This is a genomic window from Caballeronia udeis, assembly GCF_001544555.2.
In the GTDB taxonomy this organism is placed as follows: domain Bacteria; phylum Pseudomonadota; class Gammaproteobacteria; order Burkholderiales; family Burkholderiaceae; genus Caballeronia; species Caballeronia udeis.
Map to the genome: position 1 here is coordinate 161915 of NZ_FCOK02000010.1, position 8107 is coordinate 170021.

The 8107-nt window shown below is 63.9% G+C and carries 6 protein-coding genes; 2 read left to right on the forward strand and 4 right to left on the reverse strand.

All coding sequences use genetic code 11. The features are described from left to right. Positions 1-37: 37 nt before the first annotated feature. From AWB69_RS10380 to AWB69_RS10390, 3 genes are all read right to left on the reverse strand, one after another. Positions 38-2233 carry a hybrid sensor histidine kinase/response regulator gene (locus AWB69_RS10380; protein ID WP_062084804.1) on the reverse strand — a complete coding sequence of 732 codons (2196 nt, stop codon included), beginning with the start codon at positions 2231-2233 and terminating at the stop codon, positions 38-40. Between the two features lie 385 nt (positions 2234-2618). Beyond that, positions 2619-2942 (reverse strand): hypothetical protein, encoded by a 324-nt coding sequence (locus tag AWB69_RS10385; protein ID WP_062084805.1) that lies wholly within the window; start codon positions 2940-2942, stop codon positions 2619-2621. A gap of 160 nt (positions 2943-3102) precedes the next feature. Further along, positions 3103-3852, reverse strand: coding sequence for a response regulator (locus AWB69_RS10390; RefSeq protein ID WP_062084823.1), 750 nt, complete (start codon positions 3850-3852; stop codon positions 3103-3105). 247 nt (positions 3853-4099) lie between these two features. Here AWB69_RS10390 and AWB69_RS10395 point away from each other — a divergent pair, with 247 nt between their 5' ends. Both AWB69_RS10395 and AWB69_RS10400 read left to right on the forward strand, forming a co-directional pair. Next, positions 4100-4888, forward strand: coding sequence for a response regulator (locus tag AWB69_RS10395; protein WP_062084806.1), 789 nt, complete (start codon positions 4100-4102; stop codon positions 4886-4888). Between the two features lie 131 nt (positions 4889-5019). Beyond that, the gene (locus AWB69_RS10400) at positions 5020-6324 is read left to right on the forward strand and encodes an ATP-binding protein (RefSeq protein ID WP_062890647.1); all 1305 of its coding nucleotides are present in this window, start codon (positions 5020-5022) and stop codon (positions 6322-6324) included. On the opposite strand, the gene AWB69_RS10405 is transcribed toward AWB69_RS10400, so the two are convergent. Beyond that, positions 6311-8032 (reverse strand): response regulator, encoded by a 1722-nt coding sequence (locus AWB69_RS10405; RefSeq protein WP_062084807.1) that lies wholly within the window; start codon positions 8030-8032, stop codon positions 6311-6313. The genes AWB69_RS10400 and AWB69_RS10405 overlap by 14 nt on opposite strands. Positions 8033-8107: the final 75 nt, after the last annotated feature.

Genomic DNA, 8107 nt, shown 5'->3' on the forward strand with positions numbered 1-8107 from the left:
GCCGTTATCCCGTCCGCTCGAATGGCCCATCGCAAAATTAGCGCAGCACGAGTTCCCGCAACTCGTCGATATTGAATGGCTTCGCGAGAATCGTCACCCCGGTGTGACGCGCGCGCTCGAATTCGTCGGCATAGCCGGTCATCAATACGATCCGCTGCGTGGGCCAGGTCCCGCGGACTTTCTCCGCCAGATCGATGCCGTTGAGCCGCCCAGGCATCTGTATATCCGACAACACGAGGTCGAAGCGGCTGCCTTCGTTGAGCAAGTCGAAGGCTTTGTCCGCGGTGAGTTCGTGGCGTACGTCGCAGCCAAAGGTGGCGAGCACCGCCGCCACGCCCGCCGCGACTTCCTCGTTGTCCTCAACCAGCAGGATCGACCCCGGGTGCCGCCCCGCCGGCGCCGTCCTGCCCGTGGAATCTGCTGCACCCGGGATGTCCGGTGTATCGATGCCGGCTGCGTCCACCGCAGCCGTCACCGGCGCGGCGGCCGGGCCGTGGTACCGGGGCAGATAAAGCCGCACGGTCGTGCCGCGCCCCGGCACGCTGGCGAGTCGCGCCGTGCCCCCCGCCTGCTCGCACGCCGCCAGCACCTGCGCGAGCCCCAGGCCCGTGCCCGATCCGCTCAGCTTGGTCGTGAACAACGGCTCGAACGCGCGCCGCGCTGTGGTTTCAGGCATGCCCTCGCCGCTGTCGGTGAAAGCGAGCAGCGCATATTCACCGTCGGGCAAGACGTTGTCGGCCGTCACGCGAACGTTCTGGCAGCGGATCACGAACCGGCCGCCCTGGGGCATGGCATCGCGGGCATTCACGGCAATGTTGATGATCGCGAACTCGAGTTCGGTGGCGTCCGCGCGAACCTGCCACATGTCCGACGACACCTGGACCCTCACCTGCACCTTCTCGCCGGCCGCCGTTTCGATCAACCCGGTTGCCGCGGACAACCAGACAGAGAGGTCGATCGGCGCCTGCTTGAGTGGTTGCTTGCGCGCGACGCTGAGCAAGCGCCGAGCGAGCGCTTCAGCGCCGGCGGTCGCCCGTTCGACTGCCAGCACTTCCCTTTCCAGTCCGTTGAAATTCTTGCGGCGCGCAAGCTCCATATTCGCCGCCACGACCATCAGCAGGTTATTGAAGTCGTGCGCCACGTTGGCGACCAGGTTGCCGAGCGCGCCCATGCGCCGCAACTGGCGGCTGGATGCCTCGGCCGACAGCCGCATGGCGACCTCCGCCTGCCAGCGCTCCCACGCGGCTTGCTGCGCCCGTAACTGGCGCAGCGAGAACAGCACGAGCAGCCAGACCGCGATGCACGGTATCGCCGTAATCACGGCGATCAGCGTGTAGTGCTGGCGCCATTGCGCGAAGATCGCGCCGGTGGGAATGCCGCTCGTCACGTAGAGCGGGTAGTCCCCCACACGACGAAAAGCCACCACGCGCTCCAGGCCGTCGATACTCGAGCGTATCCGCACGCGCCCAAACAATTCGTTGTTGCGCATGGCGCTGGTGAACTCTGTGTCGTGAGCGTGGGTGATGCCGGCACGGCTGGGAGGTTCGCGCACGAGAATGCCGCCGTCGCGGCGAAACAGGCCGACGCTCATGCCGGGTTCACCATTCGACAGGTCGCGATAAAACCCGGTGAAATAATCGCGTTTCAGCGCAATCGACACGACGCCCGCAAACCGGCCGTCGTTCAAGCTGCGCCCGACGCTGGTCGTGAATACATCGGTTTGCTGGACGCGGCCGACCAGCGGCAGGGAGAAATACGGGTCGGGGCGGATGGCCCGAGCGGAGATGAAGTCGTCGCGATTGGCGATCGAAACGGCCGGCACGGGGAAATAACGGTTGCTGGCAAGCATCTCGCCATTCACGCCGAAGATGGTGATTGCCGCCACCTGCGCAAACGATTCGCCAATCACGCTCAGGCGGTCATGGATGGCTTTCTGGTTTGCACGGATCTGGACGTCGTCGCTGTCAGCGAGCATTTCCACGATACGCGTCGAGATTTCGCGATTGAGATCGAGCACCTTGACGGCTTGCTCGTCAGCGACTCGGGACACGCGGTCGGCGACGTCGTCGGATTCGTTCATGCGGCGCTGGTAGTCGTAATAACCGTAGCCGAGCAGGAACACGACCGGAAACAGGATCGATGCCGCCAGCACGACCAGCAGGATTCGCCGGGTTGCAGCGAAACTGCGCAGCGGCAGCGGCAAGTCGAGTGCGGCGGAATCCGAAGAGTGCAAAGCGTCAGGGCTCCAAGGTTGTGTCCGCTCGCGCCAGGGTTGGTTTGATCGCACATTGGGCAGTCCTTCCGACAGCCAACAGCAGCTATCAGCAGCGGCTTCGACATTGTCCCACTACCTTCTGGCGATGCAGTGGTCGAGTTGCTGTTCGCAGTCGATCCAAGCGCAAGGAGTATGCCGCGCGAGCGGCTATTTTTTGACCGATAATTTTGGCCGATAAAGCTTGCGTGGCGGGCATTCCGGGCATCATGCACCAGCAGTATTTGTGACCGTGAGTTGGCTTGTTGACCCGCTTTTGCCTGGAACACCCACCTGTTTCGATACGCGCAAAACAAAAAAACCGGGCTTGACCAGCCCGGTTTTGTCATTGCGAGGTATTTCGGTCTTACCAGCCTTGCTGGTAATAGCCCGGTTGCGGGCCGCACGGCACATAGGCACGGCGATAGTCGTCGAAGCAGTATCCCGGCGGCGGGCCGGCTTGGTAGGCCGGCTGCGCATAAACAGGTTGTGCATAGACCGGCTGATACACCGGCTGTGCGTACACAGGTTGCGCGTATACCGGCTGAGCCACCGCGGACCCCACCAGCGCGCCAATCACCGCCCCGCCCAGCAGCGCGCCGACTACCGCACCACCGTCCCCGTGCGCGGACGCCTGACCTGACATGGCAAGACTTCCGGCCAACACCAACACTGCAGCTACGCGTTTCATTTGAGTTCTCCATATCCCGTGGTCGGGACTATGGAACCGATCTTATGCGTGTACAGAAGAAATAACTGATGCAGTTGGTAACGGATCATTTCAGCGGATACATCTTCATCGGCCGTTCGCAGGTTTTTGCATGCAAGGCCCGGGACGGCCTCGCGCGTTGTCACGCTTCGGTCGACGCGCGCCGGATGGCACGCTCCACCGCGCCGGTCTCGCCGTGCGGCACGAAGATATAACCCTGTCCCCATACGGTCTGGACGTAGCGCGGATCGGAGGGATCGGCTTCCAGCAGGCGCCGCAGCCGCCATATGGATACGTCGAGGCTGCGGTCCCGGTACGTTCCGGCCTGACCGCGCAGCTTCTCGTTCAGTTGCGCACGCGTCAGTACGACCATCTCGTTTTTCACGAAGATCTTCAGCGTGGCAAATTCGCCGGAACGCAACGGCACCCGTTCGCCGTTGTGACGCAATTCGCGGGCGGCAAAATCGACTTCATAGGGGCCAAAGCGGTAAGGAGGCCGGTCCTCCGGCGCACCCGGCGCCGCTGCATCGCGACGTCTGAGGACCGTACGGATGCGCGCGAGCAGTTCGCGCGGATCGAAAGGTTTGGCCAGATAGTCGTCCGCGCCGAGTTCGAGGCCGATCACGCGATCGATCACGTCCGAACGCGCTGTCAGGAAGATCACGGGGATGTCGTCGCCGGCCGCGCGCAATTCGCGCAACGCACTGATGCCATCCTGCTCGGGCATCATTACGTCGAGCACGACAATGGACGGCCGCTCGGCGTCGAGGCGCCGCTTGAGGCCAGTACCGTCGTGCAGCACCGAGACTGCAAGGCCGTTGCCTTGCAGATATTCGCGAACCAGGTCGCGCACTACGGGGTCGTCGTCGACGAGGAGAACATGATGAGTCATGTGATTCATTCTAAGACGCCAAAGCGCCTTTTCGCGACACTGATTCCTTTCCGCTTCTTTCATCGAATTGCACGGCAAGCGGGCGCTTAATACATCGGATCAAAGCGCTTAGCCGCCCGGGTCAACGCGCACGGGCTTTTCGGGCCGCACCGGGAGGTCATTTTTGCGGCAGTTTCGAGTAAGAATCGGTAACTATCTTCGAGTAGATGAAAAACCGCACTTTTACGATGCCAGCTAAAATTTCACCATGACTACCTCTGTATTGATCGTCGACGACGACCTGGCGGTGTGCGATCTGCTAAGCCGCTTCCTGAAAGCGCGCGGGCTCGACGTTTCCGTCCTTCACGATGGCACCGGCCTGCGCCGGCGGCTGGAATATGTCCGTCCGTCCATCGTGGTGCTCGACATCATGATGCCGAACATGGACGGTATTGCAGCGCTTCGCCAGGTGCGCGCTGCCGGTGACGACATCCCTGTGATCTTCGTCACTGCTCGCGACAGCGTGACAGACAAGGTGGAGGGGCTGGAACTCGGCGCGGACGACTATTTGGCCAAGCCCTTCGATCCCCGCGAACTGCTCGCGCGCATAGATACCGTGTTGCGGCGGCGCGCGCCTGCGTCCACGGGACGTCCGGAAGCCGTCGCAAGCGAACGCTTCGGCCGCTTCGAACTCGACTTCGTCACGCGTGCGCTCGTAAGCGGCGACGAGCGCATTCCCCTGCGCGACAGCGAATTCGCGTTGCTCAAGGTGCTCGTACGGCATCCTTATAAAGTCTTGTCCCGCGTGCTGATCCACGATCTCGTGCATCGCGACGACAGCACTTTCAGCGACCGCAGCCTCGACGTACCAATCTGGCGGTTGCGCAGAATCATCGAGGAAGATCCGGCCAGCCCACGTCATGTGCAAACCGTCCGCGGCCAGGGTTACGTGTTCATTCCCGATCCCGACGGCGCGCGCAATACAAACGCGGCGGCGGACACGGCGACGCAGCCGGCGCCCGCTGCATCCACGCCCGACCGCGCGTCGACGGTATGAGCATTTTCGGCACGGCGGATTCGCGCGGCAGCAAACGCGCCCGCATCGGGTCAGGTCATGCCGCCCCGGGCCGTGCCTGGAGCCGTAACGGCTCGGGTCGCGGCAATCCGTTCAATACGCTGTTCGGGCGCATGGCGCTCATTTCCCTGGTCGTGCTGTTCGCCGTGCAAGCCTGCTGGTTCGCGGTGCTCACCGTGCAGCGGCCGCATCACGATGCAGAAGGTTACGCGCGCGGCTTGATGCTCGTACTCGCCGCCGCCAACGACGACGCGCGTCAAGGCGTACGGCTCGCGCCCGCGCTGAGCGTGCAGTTGGTGTTGTCGTCGAACCTGCCCGAAGGCATCACGCTGCGCGAGCCCGACAACGGTCCCGTCGTGCATTTGTTGCGTGAGTTGAGGAACGTCCTGCCGCCGGGTACACGGCTCGCCGTCGATGGCCCCAAGCACGCCCAGCGTCTCTGGGTGCGTTACCCAAACAGCCCGAACTGGATCGTGACGCCGGTCGACCTGCCGCCCGCGCCGCCTATCCTGGTTGAATCGGTGGGAATGTTGCTGGCGGCCGTGATCCTGTCGCTGGTCGCCGCATGGCAACTGCAGCGGCCGTTGTCGCGCGTGGCGCAAGGCGCGCGTCAGTTCGGCGCGGGTGAGCGGCCAGTCCCGGTGGACGAGCGCGGCCCGCGTGAGCTACGCGACCTGATCCGGGCATTCAACCAGATGATGCGGCGAATCAACGACGCCGACGACGAGAAAGCCGTCATGCTCGCCGGCATCGCGCACGATCTGAAAGCGCCGCTGACGCGCCTGAAGCTGCGTGCAAGCGTCCTGGTTCAGGACGACGCCGAGCGCGCGCATTTCATTCGCGACATCGACTCACTCACGCGCATCGTTCAGCAATTCCTCGAATTCGCGGGCAACGCGTCGACCAGCGGACCGGCCATCAACGTGGACGCTTTTCTCGCAGAGCAGTTTGCGCAGGATGAAGCCGGCGATGATACCCCCCTGTTCCGCCTCGACCTGGCCGCAGGCCATGGCTTCCACTTGCAGCGCACCTTGCTGGACCGGCTGGTGACCAATCTGGTCGATAACGCGCTGGAACACGGCGCCCCGCCCGTCGATATCAGCACGGGAAAGCGCCACGGCGAGTGGTTCATCACGGTGCGCGATTACGGCGACGGCATCCCGCCCGAGCGTCTGGACGATGCCCGCAAGCCGTTTGTCCGCCTGGACCCGGCACGTGCGGGTGACGGTCATTGCGGCCTGGGGCTCGCCATTGTCGGACGCCTCGCGCACCAGCTTGGCGGCCGCTGCGATATCGGCAACGCGGCAGACGGTGGCCTGACCGTGCGGATCGTCATTCCAATGGGCGAACCCGCCCGGCCGGGTTGCGGCCCGGTCGTGCATGCTGCCAGCGCACCTGAAGCCGTCATGGCTTCCTGAACACCGCCTGTTCGAGTTCATCGAAGTTGAACGGCTTTGGCAGCAGCGTCGCACTGCTCAGCTCGTCGCCAAGCTCCGCCGCAATGCCCGTCCCATAACCCGATGCCAGCACCACATGCACGTGCGGCTGCACGCGCTTCATCGCGCGCGCCAGGTCGAGGCCCGACATGCCGGGCATGCGGACATCGGTGAGCAGGACATCGAATAATTGCTGTGTGATCAGGTCCAGCGCTGCCTGCGCGCTGTCCACCGCGATTACTTTGGCGTCGAGCAGTTCAAGCAGCTCGCGCGTCGCTTCGCGGGTGTTGGCGTCGTCCTCCACAATCAGGACGCGCAGCGGCTGAGGCTCTGGCACGGCGGGAGCGTGAGACGCCTGCGGCGCGTCCGGCATATCGGGCGCTTCATAGACCCGCGTGCGGAACATCCAGCGCACCTTGCGCGCCAACGCATCCCGCCGATACGGCTTGCTGATCAACGCCACGCCCGGATCAAGCCGCCCGCCGTGGACAATCGCGTTTTCGGTGTACCCCGACGTGAACAGCACCTCCAGCGCCGGCAGCATTTCCTTCGCGCGCCGCGCCAGTTCGACACTGCGCATCGGTCCCGGCATCACGACGTCGCTGAACAGCAAATCGACGTGCACGCCGCTTTCGAGCACGCTCAGCGCGCTCTGGGCATCCACGGCTTTCAGCACCTGGTAACCCAGCTGGGTCAGCATGTCCACCGCGGTCGCCCGCACGTTCGGATCGTCTTCCACCACCAGGATCGTTTCCGTGCCGCCCGTGACCGGATCGTTCGCGGCTTCCGCGCGCGCGGTCTCGTCTTCCATCGAGCGCGGCAGATAGAGCTTGACCGTCGTGCCGTGGCCCGGCTCGCTATACAGCTTGATGTGGCCGCCCGTCTGCTTCATGAAACCGTACGCCATGCTCAGGCCCAGGCCCGTGCCGCGGCCTTCGGGCTTGGTCGTATAGAAGGGTTCGAACGCGCTCGCGAGGACTTCCGGCGTCATGCCGCAACCGGTGTCGGAGACGGCGATCATCACGTACTGGCCGCTCGCCAGGTCGTCATGATGGCGCGTGTAGTCGTCGTCGAGCATCGCGTTGCCGGCCTCGATGGTCAGCCGGCCCGCGCCGTCCATTGCGTCACGTGCGTTGATCGCCAGATTCACGATCACGTTCTGCAAATGATTCGGGTCGGCCAGCGTATTCCACAGGCCGCCCGACACCACCGTTTCCAGTTCGATGGTTTCGCCCGGCACGCGGCGCAGCATGTCGCCGGAGCTGCGCAGCAGCCGCGAGATATCCAGCGCCACCGGCTCAAGCGGTTGCCGGCGCGCGAACGCGAGCAGTTGCGACGCGAGCTTCGCGCCGCGCTCCACCGCTTCATGCGCGCATGCGAGGCGCCGCGTCAGGGTTTCGTTGCCGTTCGATTCCTGCACGGCAAGTTGAAGGTTTCCGCCAATCACCTGCAGCACGTTGTTGAAATCGTGGGCCACGCCGCCGGTCAGCTTGCCGACCGCATCCATTTTCTGCGATTGCGCCAGCGCAGCCGCCGTTTCGCGCTGCTCCGCTTCGATCGCCCGCAAGGCCTTCATTGCCTCTTCAACCCGCTCCTCCAGCGTCTCGCGATGCCGCTCCAGCGCCTCGCGCAAGCGTTGTTGTTCCCGCAGCGCGGCGACCCGCGCAGTGATGTCGCGGGAAATGGACACTGATATGTATTTGACCTGTCCAGTGGTTTATAAAGGATTCTGGTTCGTACAATGTGTTGGTAGCAGAACGGACGG